This is a genomic window from Stenotrophomonas sp. 63632_Sma (assembly GCF_056482875.1).
In genome coordinates this window covers 757,221-773,310 of sequence record NZ_CM151220.1, presented here as the reverse complement: position 1 = coordinate 773,310, position 16,090 = coordinate 757,221, and the positions used below count along the sequence as shown (strand labels likewise).

Annotated in this window: 16 protein-coding genes; 12 read left to right on the top strand and 4 right to left on the bottom strand. The window is 67.4% G+C overall.

From position 1 onward, the window contains the following. Nucleotides 1–374: 374 nt before the first annotated feature. Both msrA and ACZK45_RS03470 read right to left on the bottom strand, forming a co-directional pair. A complete protein-coding gene (gene msrA / locus ACZK45_RS03475; RefSeq protein ID WP_346486856.1) occupies nucleotides 375–1,040 on the bottom strand; it encodes a peptide-methionine (S)-S-oxide reductase MsrA in 666 nt (221 codons plus the stop codon). A 30-nt stretch (nucleotides 1,041–1,070) separates the two neighbouring features. Next, nucleotides 1,071–1,334: a putative signal transducing protein gene (locus ACZK45_RS03470; RefSeq protein WP_010481810.1), complete on the bottom strand. Its 264-nt coding sequence runs from the start codon at nucleotides 1,332–1,334 to the stop codon at nucleotides 1,071–1,073. 259 nt (nucleotides 1,335–1,593) lie between these two features. On the opposite strand from ACZK45_RS03470, the gene ACZK45_RS03465 reads away from it, so the two are divergent. The 7 genes from ACZK45_RS03465 (at nucleotide 1,594) to ACZK45_RS03435 (ending at nucleotide 7,520) form a co-directional block, all read left to right on the top strand. Further along, complete coding sequence (locus ACZK45_RS03465; RefSeq protein WP_478445453.1) at nucleotides 1,594–3,342, top strand: glutamine--tRNA ligase/YqeY domain fusion protein; 1,749 nt, start codon at nucleotides 1,594–1,596, stop codon at nucleotides 3,340–3,342. A gap of 43 nt (nucleotides 3,343–3,385) precedes the next feature. After that, on the top strand, nucleotides 3,386–4,033 hold the full coding sequence (locus tag ACZK45_RS03460) for a hypothetical protein (RefSeq protein ID WP_478445867.1): 648 nt from the start codon (nucleotides 3,386–3,388) through the stop codon (nucleotides 4,031–4,033). Between the two features lie 62 nt (nucleotides 4,034–4,095). Next, complete coding sequence (locus tag ACZK45_RS03455; protein ID WP_478445452.1) at nucleotides 4,096–4,560, top strand: hypothetical protein; 465 nt, start codon at nucleotides 4,096–4,098, stop codon at nucleotides 4,558–4,560. Between the two features lie 82 nt (nucleotides 4,561–4,642). Continuing rightward, entirely contained in the window at nucleotides 4,643–5,365 is a 723-nt protein-coding gene (locus tag ACZK45_RS03450; RefSeq protein WP_478445451.1) for a DUF6348 family protein, read from the top strand. A 98-nt stretch (nucleotides 5,366–5,463) separates the two neighbouring features. After that, nucleotides 5,464–6,024, top strand: coding sequence for a nucleoside deaminase (locus tag ACZK45_RS03445; RefSeq protein ID WP_049398147.1), 561 nt, complete (start codon nucleotides 5,464–5,466; stop codon nucleotides 6,022–6,024). Next, nucleotides 6,008–7,075: a 23S rRNA (cytidine(2498)-2'-O)-methyltransferase RlmM gene (rlmM, locus tag ACZK45_RS03440; protein WP_253145635.1), complete on the top strand. Its 1,068-nt coding sequence runs from the start codon at nucleotides 6,008–6,010 to the stop codon at nucleotides 7,073–7,075. The genes ACZK45_RS03445 and rlmM overlap by 17 nt, the downstream gene beginning before the upstream one ends. Before the next feature lie 49 nt (nucleotides 7,076–7,124). Further along, the gene (locus tag ACZK45_RS03435) at nucleotides 7,125–7,520 is read left to right on the top strand and encodes an EF-hand domain-containing protein (RefSeq protein ID WP_478445450.1); all 396 of its coding nucleotides are present in this window, start codon (nucleotides 7,125–7,127) and stop codon (nucleotides 7,518–7,520) included. 68 nt (nucleotides 7,521–7,588) lie between these two features. Here the strand turns inward: ACZK45_RS03435 and ACZK45_RS03430 are convergent, their stop codons facing one another. Together ACZK45_RS03430 and ubiH are read right to left on the bottom strand one after the other, a co-directional pair. Beyond that, the gene (locus ACZK45_RS03430) at nucleotides 7,589–8,770 is read right to left on the bottom strand and encodes a UbiH/UbiF family hydroxylase (protein ID WP_121504906.1); all 1,182 of its coding nucleotides are present in this window, start codon (nucleotides 8,768–8,770) and stop codon (nucleotides 7,589–7,591) included. Further along, complete coding sequence (gene ubiH / locus ACZK45_RS03425; protein WP_125895687.1) at nucleotides 8,767–9,975, bottom strand: 2-octaprenyl-6-methoxyphenyl hydroxylase; 1,209 nt, start codon at nucleotides 9,973–9,975, stop codon at nucleotides 8,767–8,769. Before ubiH ends, ACZK45_RS03430 begins: the two co-directional genes overlap by 4 nt. Before the next feature lie 106 nt (nucleotides 9,976–10,081). Between ubiH and ACZK45_RS03420 the strand changes: the two genes are divergently transcribed. From ACZK45_RS03420 to ACZK45_RS03400, 5 genes are all read left to right on the top strand, one after another. Beyond that, the gene (locus ACZK45_RS03420) at nucleotides 10,082–10,666 is read left to right on the top strand and encodes a hypothetical protein (RefSeq protein WP_019338105.1); all 585 of its coding nucleotides are present in this window, start codon (nucleotides 10,082–10,084) and stop codon (nucleotides 10,664–10,666) included. Nucleotides 10,667–10,674: 8 nt separating this feature from the next. Continuing rightward, nucleotides 10,675–11,229 (top strand): cob(I)yrinic acid a,c-diamide adenosyltransferase, encoded by a 555-nt coding sequence (locus tag ACZK45_RS03415; RefSeq protein WP_049460916.1) that lies wholly within the window; start codon nucleotides 10,675–10,677, stop codon nucleotides 11,227–11,229. Nucleotides 11,230–11,238: 9 nt separating this feature from the next. After that, entirely contained in the window at nucleotides 11,239–12,177 is a 939-nt protein-coding gene (locus ACZK45_RS03410; RefSeq protein WP_478445449.1) for a histone deacetylase family protein, read from the top strand. 89 nt (nucleotides 12,178–12,266) lie between these two features. After that, nucleotides 12,267–14,747 carry an LPS-assembly protein LptD gene (gene lptD / locus ACZK45_RS03405; protein ID WP_478445448.1) on the top strand — a complete coding sequence of 827 codons (2,481 nt, stop codon included), beginning with the start codon at nucleotides 12,267–12,269 and terminating at the stop codon, nucleotides 14,745–14,747. Beyond that, nucleotides 14,744–16,090, top strand: coding sequence for a peptidylprolyl isomerase (locus tag ACZK45_RS03400; protein ID WP_032129906.1), 1,347 nt, complete (start codon nucleotides 14,744–14,746; stop codon nucleotides 16,088–16,090). The genes lptD and ACZK45_RS03400 overlap by 4 nt, the downstream gene beginning before the upstream one ends.

The window sequence follows — 16,090 nt, the reverse complement described above, 5'->3', positions numbered from 1 at the left end:
CACGGATGAAAGAAAGAAGAGCAAAGCGGGTCGCGCGCTTCGCTTGCTCGCAGTCGAGCAAGCTCGACTCTACGGAGCAATGCAGGATCAAACAAAAAGGACGCGGCGAAGGCCGCGTCCTTTTTGTTTTCCAACAGTTTGTTTTCCAACAGTTCGTCAGTAACCCAATGCTCTTTCCCACCGTCACCGGGAAACTTTCGAAGGTGGGACGGGGGCGGCTGGCAGGACCGTTGGCGCCATGGATGGGTTTACGGCGTGTCCTGCCAGCCGCCCCCGTCCCGCCAAACCATCAGCAACCCAGAGCCGCTTTGGCTTTGGCTTTGGCTTTGGCAGTTGCTTTCAGCTTCTGCCCGCCGCAGGCGGACCACCGCGCGTCAGCGCGGCGCCTCCACATCCAATCCGATCGGGCAGCTCACCCCGGTGCCGCCGATGCCGCAGTAACCGTTCGGGTTCTTCGCCAGGTACTGCTGGTGATAGTCCTCGGCGTAGTAGTACGCCGGTGCCGGGTACACGATCTCGGTGGTGATCGGGCCGTAGCCGGCCGCATCCAGCTGCGCCTGGTAGGCCTCGCGGCTGGCCAGCGCGGCGGCGTACTGCGCCTCGTCGGTGGCGTGGATCACCGAACGGTACTGGGTGCCGGTGTCGTTGCCCTGGCGCATGCCCTGGGTCGGGTCGTGGCTTTCCCAGAACAGCTGCAGAAGCCGCTCCAGGCTCACCACCGCCGGGTCGAACACCACCTGCACCACTTCGGTGTGGCCGGTCAGGCCCGAGCACACCTCTTCATAGGTCGGGTTCGGGGTGATGCCGCCGGCATAGCCCACCGATGTGCTGTACACGCCCGGTTCGGTCCAGAACTTGCGCTCGGCGCCCCAGAAGCAGCCCAGCGCGAAGCGGATCTGCTGCAGGCCGGCGAAACGGTCCTTCAGCGGATGGCTGTTCACGAAGTGCTGGTTGCTGTGCAGCGGCAGCGGTTGGTCACGCCCCGGCAGTGCTTCTTCCGGGCGCGGCAGGCGCTGCTTGAAGGCGCCGATTCCGAGGATGCCCTGGCCAATTCCCAACATGATGCGCTCCTACGCCGGAAGGCCGGCTATGTCGTCTGCATCGGAAATGGGGGCGTCCGGCGCGTGGCCCAAGTCCAGCGCCGCCACGATGTCCTCGGCCTGCGGCCGTGCCGCATCAGGGATGCCCACCCGCAGCACGCCGAACAGTGGCAGCTCGCCCATGCCACCCAGCAACGACTCGCCGAACACGAAGGCCGGGATGCCGGCATCCTCCAGCGCGTGCTTGACCAGGTGGGCGTCGAACAGGTTGTCGGCCTTGTACACGATGTGCATGCGGCAGCTCCGTGGGACAGGATTCCAGCATACGCCCGGGGGCTGAATGGTGGTGGTGACGGCGCATGACCGTTCTGCCGGCCAGCGGCCGGCACTACCCAATTGCACGGCGATCCACATTCCGTAGAGTAGGCGGCCGGCGCTACCGGAAGAGGGGTTGGTAGTGCCGGCCGCTGGCCGGCATCCCCACGCCCCACCGGGCAGCCCTGCCCGGTACGCGCTAGACTGTTGGTCTTTCTGCCTTTCTTTTCGCCGACTCATGTCCGAGCACACCCCCGCCAGCCCCGAGACCCCCGCCGACAGCCACGAAAAGCGCGATTTCATCCGCCAGATCGTGCGCGAGGACCTGGCCAGCGGAAAGCACCAGGCGATCAAGACCCGTTTCCCGCCGGAACCGAACGGCTACCTGCACATCGGCCATGCCAAGTCGATCTGCCTGAACTTCGGCATCGCCGGCGAGTTCAGCGGCGTCTGCAACCTGCGCTTCGATGACACCAACCCGGCCAAGGAAGACCCGGAATACGTGGCCGCGATCCAGGACGACGTGCGCTGGCTGGGCTTCAGCTGGAACGAACTGCGCCACGCCTCGGACTATTTCCAGACCTACTACCTGGCCGCCGAGAAGCTGATCGAACAGGGCAAGGCCTATGTCTGCGACCTGTCGGCCGAGGAAGTGCGCGCCTACCGCGGCACCCTGACCGAGCCGGGCCGCCCGTCGCCGTGGCGCGACCGCAGCGTCGAGGAAAACCTCGACCTGTTCCGCCGCATGCGCGCCGGTGAATTCCCGGATGGCGCGCGCACCCTGCGCGCGAAGATCGACATGGCCAGCGGCAACATCAACCTGCGCGATCCGGCGCTGTACCGCATCAAGCATGTCGAGCACCAGAACACCGGCAACGCGTGGCCGATCTACCCGATGTACGACTTCGCGCACGCGCTGGGCGACTCGATCGAGGGCATCACCCACTCGCTGTGCACGCTGGAATTCGAAGACCACCGCCCGCTGTACGACTGGTGCGTGGACAACGTCGATTTCGCCCATGACGACACGCTGACCCAGCCGCTGGTCGACGCCGGCCTGCCGCGCGAAGCCGCCAAGCCGCGCCAGATCGAGTTCTCGCGACTGAACATCAATTACACGGTGATGAGCAAGCGCAAGCTGATGGCGCTGGTTACCGAGCAGCTGGTGGACGGCTGGGAAGACCCGCGCATGCCGACCCTGCAGGGCCTGCGTCGCCGTGGCTACACCCCGGCCGCGATGCGCCTGTTCGCCGAGCGCGTGGGCATCAGCAAGCAGAATTCGCTGATCGACTTCAGCGTGCTGGAAGGCGCGCTGCGCGAAGACCTGGACAGCGCCGCGCCGCGCCGCATGGCCGTGGTCGACCCGGTCAAGCTGGTGCTGACCAACCTGCCGGAAGGCCACGAAGAACAGCTGACCTTCAGCAACCACCCGAAGGACGAGAGCTTCGGCAGCCGCGAAGTGCCGTTCGCACGCGAAGTGTGGATCGACCGCGAGGACTTCGCCGAAGTGCCGCCGAAGGGCTGGAAGCGCTTGGTCCCGGGTGGCGAAGTGCGCCTGCGCGGTGCCGGCATCATCCGCTGCGATGAAGTGATCAAGGATGCCGACGGCACCATCACCGAGCTGCGTGGCTGGCTGGATCCGGAATCGCGTCCGGGCATGGAAGGCGCCAACCGCAAGGTCAAGGGCACCATCCACTGGGTCAGCGCCGTACATGGCGTGCCGGCCGAGATCCGCCTGTACGACCGCCTGTTCTCGGTGCCGAACCCCGACGACGAATCGGAAGGCAAGACCTATCGTGATTACCTCAATCCGGAATCGCGCCGCACCGTCACCGGCTATGTCGAGCCGGCCGCGGCCAGCGCTGCCCCGGAGCAGTCGTTCCAGTTCGAACGCATCGGCTACTTCGTGGCCGACCGCCGCGACCACACCGAAGCCAAGCCGGTGTTCAACCGCAGCGTGACCCTGCGCGACACCTGGTCGGCCTGAGGACCTGCGCGGGCGCCAGCACGGTGCCCGCATGACCCCGACGATGATCACCGCCCTCTCCGTCCTGTTCTGGTTCATCTCGCAGCATCCGCTGCTGACGTTCTTTTCGGCGATGGTGCTGGCCGGGCTGGTCTCGTGGTGGCGGCGTTTTCCGGGCTACGCCATCGTGGTGTTCCCGCTGGCGATGCTCAACATCTTCCTCGGCCACTTCCTCAACGCCGCCTTCCTCAACGTGGTGGGCGAGCCTGGTGAAGCGGTGATCGTGAAGTCCGAGCGCACCAGTTCGACGATGAACGAGCAGTACATCTGGCGCTACGAAGGGGTGCTGCGCACCGCCGAGGGCCGCGACGTGGAGGTGGTGTTCCACACCAACACCGCCTCGCTGTGGCCGCTGGAGAACGCGATCCGCATCCCGGCGCGCGACCAGCCGTTCGTGGTCAAGTACACGTCGGGTTTCCCGCGCAACTTCGTCATCCTCACCAATGAATCGCCGCACGGCATCGCCCAGGCCCGGGCCAGCGCGCGCGAGCGGGTGGAAGTGGCGGCGCGCAAGCTGCACTTCAGCCCGGGCAATGCCGATTTCCGCGCGGACTATCGCCGCGAGCTGGAAACCTGGCTGCGCGACCACGGCAACGATCCGCAGCAGCAGCCCGACGCGCAGCGATATCGCGCCGAACTCGACGCGCTGTGAGGTTGGGGTTGCTTCTTACATTACGAGAATCCGATTGACAGGTCGGCTGAGAGGAATCACGCATGAAGGTTGATCGCGATTTCATGATTTTCTGCGCCGCGTTCTCAGGGATCGCTGAACGAAAGAAGTGTGTCGGCATACAAGGAAGCGAGTCGGAGCCCTTCATGCAGAAGGTATACGACGAGTATCTCTCGACTTCACATCCAAAACCCGACATCAAGTGGATCGACTCTGTCCCTGGCGCAATCCAAGCGTGGATGATCGAAACGATCGACAGGTACTTTCTCTCGATGGACAAAGCACCTCGTTGGGTGCGTGAACCCAGCTGGCGCTTCATTGATGACAACCCCATGGTCTTTGTCAGCCAGATAGATCTTGAAGACAACGCGACAATGAGGAACAACGCTTCGGCAGGTGAGGTTCTTTATCTGTTCAGCGGCAGACAAGCGTGCGACGGGGGCTGGGAGCTGAAGGTGAAGCTTGTCAAGCAAGACAAAGCGACTCCCGGAACAAGCTACCTTGGTTAGTTCGGGCTGGACCGGCACTTCATGCATTTTTGAGACACCAGGCCATGCCCATTGACGGCATTCCTCTTACCAACCTGCCTTTATGACCGACAGTGCTTCTCCACTCCTCCCGCTGCTGCAGCAGGTCCTGCAGGACGCCGGCATCGCCAGCCGCGCCGACGGTGGCGCGCTGCTGCTGGACAGCGGCCTGCACCTGACCCCGCATGCGATGGCCGCGCACGCGCGCGACAACGGCGGCTGGCAGACATCTACCGTCATCGAGAGCCAGCATCCGCTGCTGTTCGCCGATGGCCTGTTCGAGTACCAGCACGCCAACGGTGCCGATGAGCAGGCATCGCTGCTGTCCGGCTTCCAGACCTGGGTGCGGGTGGACCTGGCGACGCTGCAGACCGCGATCGGCGCCGAAGACGCGCAGGGCCTGCCGATGATGGGCCTGACCTATCCGGCCGGTGACGATGGCGAGGAACACGAGCGCACCGTGGTACTGGGGCCGCTGGCGCACTACCGCGCACAGGAGGTGGATGCCTCCACCTGCAGCGAGGACGACCACGGTTCCTGCCCCTGCTGCCTGTTCACCCGCAGCATGGAGGCCTTCGATGAGCTGCTGAAAGCCCGCCAGTTCCTCGCCATCCGCCTGTTCGCCTCGCGCGATGCCGACGGCCTGTGCGAAGCCGACTGCCGGGTCAACGGCCACGACTTCGCCGCCGCCCTGCCCCTGCTGCGCGCCTACGCGGCCAGCTGGCCGCAGGCCGGGCTGGAGTTCCGCAAGCAGTACGTAGTGATCCGCACCGGCTCGCCGGGCTGACCCACCGCCACACCCGATACAGGCCGGTGCGGCTACACTGCGCGCCGGTTTCCCAAGCAACCGCACCTTCTTCCATCCCATTACGAGGCACCCCCGCGATGCTGTACGCGCAAGTCCACCTGACCCTTCCCGCCTGGATCCACGACCAGATCGACCTGGATCGTCGATATCCGGGCGATGAGGCCAAGGTCGCGCTGGCGATCGAGCTGTCGCGGCTGAACGTCGAGCACGCCAGTGGCGGCCCGTTCGGTGCGGTGGTGTTCGGCCCGGATGACAAGGTCATCGCCGCCGGCGTGAACCGGGTGATGCCGCACGCGACCTCGCTGGCGCACGCCGAGAACATGGCCTACATGCTGGCCCAGCAGCGCCTGCAGACCCCGCGCCTGAACGCAGTGCTGGCGCCGGTCACCCTGGCCACCAGTTCGCAGCCGTGCTGCCAGTGCTACGGCGCCACCGTGTGGGCCGGCATCGACCGCCTGCTGATCGGTGCCAACTCGGCCGACGTCGAAGAGCTGACCCCGTTCGACGAAGGCCCGCTGCCGGCCGACTGGGTGGGTGAACTCAACAAGCGCGGCATCGAAGTGGTGCAGGGCCTGAACCGCGACGCCGCACGCAGCGTGCTGCGTGCCTATGGGGAAAGCGATGGCGCCCGTTACTGAGGCCGGCATCGGCCTGCTGTGCCTGTGCCGGCAGGGCTTCGAGCCCGAGCTGGCCGGCGAACTGCAGTTCCGCGCCGGTGAAGCCGGTTTCGCCGGCTACGCGCGCACCCAGCGCAATGATGGCTACGTGCTGTTCATGTGCGACGAAGCTGCGGCACTGGCGCCGCGCCTGCGCTGGCGCGAACTGATCTTCGCACGGCAGAAGCTGGTGGTGCTGGCCGAGCTGCCGCAGCTGGACCCGGCCGACCGCATCACCCCGATGCTGGAGGTGCTGGCCGATGCGCCGCGCTTCGGCGACCTGTGGGTGGAACATCCCGATTCGGACGCCGGCAAGCCGCTGTCCGGGCTGGCCCGTGCCTTCGGCAATGCGCTGCGCCCGGCGCTGCGCAAGGCCGGCAAGCTCACCGACAAGCCGAACGACCGTCTGCCGCGCCTGCACGTGGTGTTCGTCGACGGCACCCACGCCTTCGTCTGCGTGGCCGACCCGGCCGACAGCGCGCCGTGGGCACTGGGCATCCCGCGATTGAAGCTGCTGCCCGAAGCGCCGTCGCGTTCGGCGCTGAAGCTGGACGAAGCACTGCTGACCCTGTTGACCCCGGAAGAGCGCGAGGCGCTGGCCAGGCCCGGCATGCGCGCGGCCGACCTGGGTGCCGCACCGGGCGGCTGGACCTGGGTGCTGACGCGCCAGCACATGCACGTGCTGAGCATCGACAACGGCCCGCTGCGCCAGCACGTGCTGGACACCGGCCTGGTCGAGCACCTGCGTGCCGATGGCTTCCACTGGCACCCGGAACAGCCGCTGGACTGGATGGTCTGCGACATGGTCGAGCAGCCGCGGCGCGTGGCCGAACGCATGGCCACCTGGTTCCGCGAAGGCTGGTGCAGGCACGCGATCTTCAATCTGAAGCTGCCGATGAAGAAGCGCTGGGACGAAACCCGCTTGTGCCTGGACCTGTTCCAGGACCAGGCCGGCAAGCCGCTGGTGGTACGTGCCAAGCAGCTGTATCACGACCGTGAAGAGATCACGGTGCTGGCCTCGCCGCTGCGCTGAGGCCATCGCGCCCGCCGGGCATGGCCCGGCGCTACCGAGGAAGGGAACCATGCGATACCACCCGCTCGCCATGCTGATCACCGTGCTGGCAGCCACACCGGCCATTGCCCAGCAGCTGCCGCACACCCCTGCACAGAGCCAGCCACTGGGCCCGACCGGCGGCGCGATCCGCCAGCAACCGCTGGATGCCGGCCGGGTCAGCGGCAGCGTCGAGATTGCACGGCCAGCCGGCGAGGCACAGGTGACCGTGCGTTCGCTGGAACCGAGCAGCGTGGTCGGCCAGTACCGCATCCACTTCGCCGCGCTGGATGTGAACGGTGATGGCTTCATCAGCCGCGAGGAAGCGCAGGCCAATCCGGCGCTGGCCGATGAGTTCAATGCGTTGGACGTGAAGCGTCGCGGCAAGCTGGATCGTGCCGACCTGGCTGGTTGGCTGGTCGATTGAAAAAGGGGACGGAGGGGATTAAGTCGTATGTGCACATACGACTTAATCCCCTCCGTCCCCTTTTTGCATCAGACCCCGGCGGCGCGCTTCCAGAACGCCTGCACCAGCGGCGGCCACTTGCCGACACAGCCCAGCGCGCGGCCGCGGGCCAGGGTCAGGTGCATTTCGTCGTTGGAGAACAGGCGGTTGATCGCATCGAAACTGTAGGCGGCGATGTGGTTGTCGCTGCGCCGTTCGCGTGCCCAGCGCTGCAGGCGCTGCGGCGACAGCCGCGGCTGGCCGCGGCGTTCGGCCGACGGCGCCAGCCACTGCTGCAGGGCGGCGACATCGCGCAGGCCCAGGTTCACGCCTTGCCCGGCCAGCGGATGCACCACATGCGCAGCATCACCCAGCGCCAGCACGCGGCCAGCCACGTAGTGACGGGCCAGCTGGCGACGCAGCGGGAAGGCCGCACGCGGTGACGCCAATCGCAGTTCGCCCAGGCGCGCAGCGAAGGCACGGGTCAGTTCGCGGTTGAAGGCGTCCTCGTCCAGGGCCAGCACGCGAGCCGCTTCATCCTCGGGCAGGGTCCAGACGATCGAACTGCGACGCTCGGCCACCGGCAGCAGCGCCAGCGGCCCGGTCGGCAGGAAGCGCTGCCATGCGGTGGCCTGGTTGGGAAGATCGCTGTCCACATAGGCCACCACGCCACGCTGGTGGTAGTCATGCTTTTCAACCTCGATCCCGGCCAGCTGGCGCAAGGTCGACTCGGCACCATCGGCCGCCACCGCCAGCGCCGCTTCCAGGCGACGACCGTCGTCCAGGCGCAGGCGCACGCCGTCATCATCCTGTTCCAGCGCCTCCACCCGTGCCGGGCAGTGCAGCTGCACGCCCGCCGCCGGGAGCGCCGCCCACAGGCGATCCTGCAGCAGGCCGTTCTCGACGATGTAGCCCAGCTCACGACGGCCGAAGCGATCGGCGTCGAACAACAGATCCTCGCCACCGGCCGCATCCCACACCTGCATGCGCCGGTAAGGCCAGGCGCGGGCCTGCGCGATCGCCGGCCACACACCCAGGCGGTTCAACAGCTGCACGTTGTCGGCGGCGAAGGCGAACACCCGCAGGTCCGGCTGTGCGGCCTGCCACGGTGCCGGTTCGCGGCCTTCCACCAGCGCAACCGACAGGCCGGCATCGGCCAGCGCCAGCGCACACGCGGCACCGACCACGCCACCACCAACGATGGCCACATCAAGACGCGTGCGCCGGCTCATGCGGCTTCTCCGCGGCACAGGCGCGGCACGTCACCACGGAAGCCCATCGCACCACCGACCAGCATCGACTGCACCGACGCGCGCTGTGCGGCCACCAGGCCGAGGCTGCGCAGCGGCCGCATCAGCGGTGCCGGGTTGCTGGTCAATCGTGCCAGCCCACCGGAGAACGCCACCGTCTGCCGGCGATCTTCCTCGCGGCGCGCGACGTAGGCCTTCAGCAATGCATCACTGCCGGCATCCTCATGCGCATCCTCCAGCAGTTCGGCCAGGGTCAGCGCATCGCGAAGGCCCAGGTTGAAGCCCTGTGCGCCCAGCGGATGGATGGTCTGCGCGGCATTGCCGAGCAGCACCGTGCGCTCACCGGCCAGCGCGCGCGCCAGCACCTGGATGAGCGGGTAGGCACTGCGCGGGCCGGATTCAAGCAGGCGGCCGGCACGCCAGCCGATCGCGTTCTGCAGGCGTTGCAGCCAGGCCGCATCGTCCAACGCCATCACCGCATCGACCTGGTCGCGCGCTACGCCGTGCACGGTTCCGAAGTGACGATCGCCACGCGGCAGCAGGGCGGTTGGGCCGGTATCGGTGAAGCGTTCCCAGGCGGTGCCATCCGGCGCGCGCTGGCTGCGCACGCGGGCCACGAACAGGGTCTGCTGGAAATCATGGCGGTCGACTTCGATGCCCAGCGCGCCACGCACGCCGCTGGTGGTGCCATCGGCCCCCACCACCAACCGTGCCAGCAGCACGCGTTCGCCAGCCTCGTCAGCCACCCGTACCTGGCGGTAACCATCGACCACCTCACCCAGCCCCAGGAACCGCATCGGCCGGTAACGGCGCAGGCGCGGCAGTTCCTGCAGGCGCGCTTCCAGCGCCTGGCCGAAATCGCGCGCGACCACCACCTGGCCGAACCACGGCCGGTCGTAATCGGCCGCTTCGAGCTGCACACGGCCGAAATCGCCGGCACGACTGACATGGATGCGCCGGATCGGGCCCGGTGCCATCGCCAGCTTCTGCATCACCCCCAGCGCGGTCAGCGCATTGACGGTGGCAGCGGCGAAACTGAGATTGCGCTGGTCGAACACCGCAGGCAGCTCGCCGGCCGGGCTGGCCTCAAGCAGGCCCACGTCGCGGCCCAGGCGGTCCAGGGCAATGGCCAGGCTGGCACCCACCAGGCCACCACCGACAATCAGCACGTCATGTCGTTCACTCATGTGTTCATGATACGCGCTCGCCCCGACTGTACGCCGAACGGGCGGCACCTGCGCCAACCTGCGCGGCGGGCTAGAATGAAACCTGAATCCGCTCCGGGCCCCCACCATGTCCGATACCGCCAACCGCGCCTTCGTCCTGTCCGTACTCGTACTGCTGCTGGCGGCGACCCGGGTCAATCACTTCGCGGCCATTCCGGATGCCTCCTGGGCCGTGTTCTTCATCGGTGGCTTCTACCTGGCGCGCTGGACGCGCTGGGCGTTCCCGCTGCTGATGGTGTTCGCGGTGCTGGTGGACTGGATCGTGATCCGCAGCAGCGGTCTGGATTTCTGGCAGCACTACTGCGTGTCGCCGGGCTACTGGCTGCTGCTGCCGGCCTACTTCTCTTTGTGGGCCGGCGGCATGCTGCTGGGCCGCAACTACCAGAGCGCGCGCTGGCCGGTACTGGCCAAGGGCGCACTGCTGCTGGTCGCTTCGGTGGCGGTCTGCCACCTGCTGGCACAGGGCGGTTTCTACTGGAGCAGCCGCAACGTGGCCGAGCCGACCCTGGCCGGCTGGGCACAGAACTACGCGCAGTGGTTCGGGCCCTACCTGCGCACCACGGCGATCTATGTGGCGCTGGCCGCCGCCCTGCAGCTGGCCGTGGAGCAGGTGCTGAAGCTCCAGCAGGCCCGCCGCGACATCCGCCACTGAGCCGCGCCATGGGTCATCGCCTCTCGCGCATCTACACCCGCACCGGCGACGACGGCAGTACCGGCCTTGGCGACGGCCAGCGCGTAGCCAAGGATGACGCCCGCGTGGCGTCCTACGGCACCGTCGACGAGGCCAATGCCGCGCTCGGCCTGCTGCTGGCCGCGCCCCTGCCCGAGGATGTGCGCGCGCTGGTGGTGCATCTGCAGCACCAGTTGTTCGACCTGGGCGCCGAGCTGTGCATTCCCGGCCATGCCGCGATCCACGCCGCCGACGTCTCGGCCCTGGAACAGCAGCTGGACCATTACAACGCCGACCTGCCGATGCTGAAGGAATTCATCCTGCCGGCCGGCGGCGAAGCCGCCGCGCGCTGCCATCTGGCCCGCACCATCGTCCGCCGCGCCGAGCGCGAGACGGTCACCCTGGCCCGCCACGAGGCCGTGCGCAGCGAGGCGCTGCAGTATCTCAACCGGCTGTCGGACCTGCTGTTCGTGCTGGCCCGGGTGCTGGCCCGTGCCGATGGCCACGGCGAAGCGCTGTGGCAACCACAGCAGCGCCAGCGCTGAGTCGGCACGATGCTGGTCTATACCCACCCGTCCTGCCTGCTGCATGACCCCGGCCCCGGCCACCCGGAGTGCCCGCAGCGCCTGCAGTACGTACTCGACGCACTGCACGCCGCCTTCCCTGATCAGCTGGACTGGCGCGAGGCGCCGCCGGCCAAGTTCGGCGAACTGACCCGGGTCCACGACAGCGCCCTGCTCGACTTCGTGCTGCAGCCGAAGACCGCGCCGCTGCGCCAGCTGGACATGGACACCTGGACCTCGCCCGGCTCGGCCAGCGCCGCCGTGCACGCCGCCGGTGCCGGCGTGGCCGCGGTCGATGCGGTGATGCTGGGCGAGGACCCGCTGGCCTTCTGCGCGGTACGCCCGCCGGGCCACCACGCCACCAGCAGCACGGCGATGGGCTTCTGCCTGCTGAACAACATCGCCATCGCTGCCGCCTATGCCCGTGACCGCCATGGCCTGGAGCGGATCGCGGTGGTCGATTTCGACGTCCACCACGGCAATGGCACCCAGGACATCTTCCAGCACGATGCCCGGGTCTCCTACTACAGCACCCACCAGGCCGGGCTGTTCCCCAATTCCGGCCTGCGCCGCGACCGCGGTGCCGGCAACCTGATGAACATCCTGTTGCCACCGGGCAGCGGCGGCTTCCGCTTCCGCAACGTCTGGGCCGACGAGATGCTGCCAGCCATCGACGACTTCCGTCCGCAGCTGCTGCTGATCTCCGCCGGCTTCGACGCCCACCTGCGCGACCCGCAGGCCGATCTGATGCTGGAGACCGACGATTTCGCCTGGATCACCCGTGAACTGCATGCGCTGGCACGCCGTCACGCCGCCGGCCGGGTGGTCTCGATGCTGGAGGGCGGCTACGACCTGCAGGCCCTGGCCGAGTGCAGCGTGGCCCATGTCCAGGCCCTGATCACCCCCTCTGCGGGTGCCTCCGCCGGATGAACCCGAACCGGCAGGCTCCGGCGCCCTTCATTGCCCCTATGCAAGGGATGGGGCAAGCTACCGTCCGTTTTCGCCCGAATCCGAACCGCGTGCGCCGAGCCCTCCGCCTGCTTCCCCTGCCTCTGAGCATCGCCATCAGCCTGCCGGCGATGGCCGATGATAAGCCGCTCAACTGGGGCCTGTGCCCGGCCACCGACGTCATTCCCGCGTTCACCGACGCCCCCACCCCGGTCCCGGCCCAGGACAAGGCTGCTGCCGCAGCCGCCCGCGAGAACCAGCCGACCGACATCGAAGGCGACCAGCTGCTGGGCACCACCACGGTGCCGCAGTACGAGGGCAACGTGGCGCTGCGCCGGGGTGACCAGTTCGTCGGTACCGACAAGCTCAGCTTCGACACCGAGACCGGCAACTACATCGCCGACGGCAATGTCCGTTACCAGGACGGGTCGATCCGGATGGTCGCCAAGCGCGCCGAAGGCAACCAGGAAAGCGACACCCACAAGATCTCCGACATCAAGTACCAGCTGGTGTCGCGCCGGGGCAACGGTGATGCCGAGTCGGTCGACCTGCAGGGCGCGGTCGGCCAGATGCACCGCTCCACCTACACCACCTGCGACCCGTCGCAGCCGGTATGGAAGCTGTCGGCGCCGCAGATCGAAGTGGACAACGACGAAGGCTTCGGCACGGCCCGCAACGCCGTGCTTCGCATCGGCAAGGTGCCGGTGCTGTGGGCGCCCTACTTCAAGTTCCCGATCGATGACCGTCGCAAGACCGGCCTGCTGTTCCCGCAGCTGGGCATGTCCGGCCGCAACGGTGTCGACTACGCGCAGCCGATCTACTTCAATCTGGCGCCGAACTACGACGACACCCTGACCCCGCGCTACATGAGCCGGCGCGGCCTGCTGCTCGACAATGAGTTCCGCTACCTCTACAACGGCGGCCGTGGCGAGGTGCTGACCAGCTACATGCCCAACGACAAGCTGCGCGACCGCGACCGCGGCCGGGTGATGTTCGACGGCTACCACAACGTGAACAGCCACTGGCAGGCCCGCGCCAACCTGGCCTGGGTGAGCGACGAACGCTATGTCGAGGACTTCGCCAACCGCCTGGTGGGGGTGACCGCCTCCAACCTGCAGAGCACCATCGGCCTGTACGGCACCGGCCAGAACTGGACGGCCGGCATCATGGCCGACCGCTGGCAGCTGACCGACTACACCCTCGACGAGCGCGCCCTGCCCTACAACCGCGAGCCACGCCTGTTCTTCAACTGGAACAAGCCGGTGCTGCCGTGGCTGGAAACCGGCATCTACACCGAAGCGGTGCGCTTCACCCACGACGACGTCAACTTCAAGTACGACGCCAGTGCCGGCACCGACCTGCAGTACACCCGCAACGGGCAGGTGCAGCGCATGTTCGGTGGCTCGCGCCTGGACGTGAAGCCCTACGTGTCGTTCCCGATCAGTGGCGCAGCCTGGTACGTAACCCCGACCCTGGCCTACCGCTACACCGCCTATGACCTGGATCGCGGCCTGGCCGGCAGTGTCCGCCGTACCGTGCTCACCTCCCAGGGCATCGATCCGAACACCGCCACGCCCGAGCAGCTGCGCGGCAATACCTCGCCCAGCCGCAGCCTGCCGATCGGCAGCCTCGATGCCGGCCTGTTCTTCGACCGCGAGACCACCATCCGCGGCAAGTCGTTCCTGCACACCCTGGAGCCGCGCCTGTTCTACCTGCGCACGCCCTACCGCAACCAGGACGAGCTGCCGATCTTCGACACCCGTGACTTCACCTTCAGCTGGGGCCAGCTGTTCCGCGACTCGCGCTATACCGGCGCCGACCGCCAGAACGATGCCAACCAGCTGACCCTGGCACTGGGCACCCGCTTCATCGACCAGACCACCGGCAAGGAACGCTTCTCGGCCGCGATCGGCCAGATCCAGTACTTCGACGAATCGCGGGTGAGCACCACGCCGGGCGGCGCGCCGGTGGAGAAGGGCAAGTCGGCGTGGATCGCCGACGGCAACTACATGATCAACGACCGCTGGACCCTGGGCGCCACCTACCAGTGGGACCCGAAGTACAAGCGCGAGGATCTGGCCAGCGTCCGCGCCCGTTATCTGATGCCCAACGATGGCGTGATCAACCTCAGCTACCGCTACCGCATCAATGCCGGCGCCCCGGCAACCGCCAACAAGCATGACCGGACCCTGCTGGAGCAGGCCGACCTGTCGTTCCTGTACCCGCTGAATGCGCGCTGGAGCCTGGTGGGCCGGTATTACTACTCACTGCAGGACAAGGAACCGCTGGAGATCATCGCCGGCGTGCAGTGGGACAGCTGCTGCCTGGCCGTGCGTGCAGTGGCCCGCCGCTACGTGCGCAACCGCGAAGGCGACATGAACAATTCCATCCAGCTGGAGTTCGTCCTCAAGGGCCTCAGCTCCATCGGCCAGGACACGGACCGTACGCTGCGCCGTGCTATCCTCGGCTACAACCGCGACGACCTCTATCTCGTGCCGCCCAGCAACACCGGGGCGACCCGGGATGACTACGATCCGAATCAGATCCCATGACCAAGCGCTTCCCCGTTCTTCTCGCCTCCCTGCTGGCGGTGTCCAGCGTGTCCGCCCCCCTGCAGGTGCTCGCGCAGGAGGCGCAGCCGTTGGACCGCATCGCCGCCGTCGTCGACGAGGACGTGATCCTGCAGAGCGAGCTCCAGCGTGCGATCGCCAACATCAAGGCGCAGTACGCCGGCCGTGAAAACCAGCTGCCGCCGGAAGACGTACTCAGCCGCCAGGTGCTCGAGCGCCTGGTGCTGGTCAAGCTGCAGGTGGCCCGCGCCCAGGGCAGCGGCATCCGCGTCAGCGACCAGGAGCTGAACCAGGCGATGAATGCCATCGCCCAGCAGAACGGCTCGAACCTGGATGCACTGCGCCAGCGCCTAGCCCACGACGGCATCGACTTCAACGATTTCCGCGCTTCGGTGCGCGATGAAATCACCGTGCAGCGCCTGCGCCAGAGCTTCGCGCAGAGCCGCATCAGCGTCAGCGAGGGCGAAGTCGACGCCGCCCTGAAGCAGCAGGCCACGGTTGGCAACCAGTACCACCTGGCGCACATCCTGATCGCCCTGCCCGACGGCTCCAACGCCGACCAGATCGCCACCGGCCAGAAGAAGGCCGAAGGCGTGAAGGCCCTGCTGGACAAGGGTGAGCTGGACTTCAACGCCGCCGCCGTGCGTTATTCGGACAGCCCCAACGCGCTGGAAGGCGGCGACCTGGGCTGGCGCAGCCTGGACGAAATCCCGCAGGCCTTCGCGCAGATGATGGAAAAGATGAAGCCCGGCGAAGTGGTCGGCCCGATCCGCGGCCCCAGCGGCTTCCAGCTGCTGAAGCTGGTGGAAGTGCGTGATGCCAGCGCCGCCAGCGGTGGCGAGCACACGGTCACCGAGTACCACGGCCGCCACATCCTGGTGCGCGTGGACGATCACCAGACCGACGCTGCCGCCAAGGCCAAGATCGATACCCTGCGTGCCCGCATCGCCGGTGGCGCGGACTTCGAGACCGTGGCCAAGGAGTCCTCCGAGGACAACAACAGCAAGGGCCAGGGCGGCGATCTGGGCTGGTTCCCGGCCGACGCGTTCGGTCCGGCGTTCGGCCAGCAGGTGTCCGGCATCCAGGACGGTGGCGTCAGCCAGCCGTTCCGCACCGATGCCGGCTGGCACATCGTGCAGCGCGTGGGCACCCGCCAGACCGACGTGACCACTGACAACCAGCGTGCCCAGGTCCGCGAGACCATCGGCCGCCGCAAGCTGGAAGACGAGTACAACCGCTTCCTGCAGGAACTGCGTGGCGAAGCCTACGTCAGCTTCCGCAGCGGCGACCGCGCGGAAAACACCGCCACGCCGCCGCAGTCCTGA